The sequence below is a fragment of the Pseudomonas sp. AC463 genome (assembly GCF_979253585.1).
On record NZ_CEEDDZ010001082.1, the window covers coordinates 1 to 241 of the forward strand.

The window sequence follows — 241 nt, forward strand, 5'->3', positions numbered from 1 at the left end:
GCGTTGATCCAGATCAACAGACCGCGTGCACCGTTCGAATTTCTCGAACGATCAGCGATATCTTATCGGGATGTTTCATGCGGGAGGCCGCGCTTAAGGTGCAGCCCAACACGATCACCACCACCGGAAAGGACCCTGCCATGACCTATGTGACCACCGCGGACGGTGCGGAGATTTTCTATAAGGATTGGGGTCCCAGGGACGCGCAGCCGGTCGTTTTTCACCCCGGCTGGCCCTGATC

Annotated in this window: 1 pseudogene; it reads left to right on the forward strand. The window is 58.1% G+C overall.

The features are described 5' to 3' along the window. Positions 1-140: 140 nt before the first annotated feature. A pseudogene (locus AC0IYH_RS33610) lies at positions 141-236 on the forward strand (alpha/beta fold hydrolase); the annotation flags it as partial. Between the last annotated feature and the right edge of the window lie 5 nt (positions 237-241).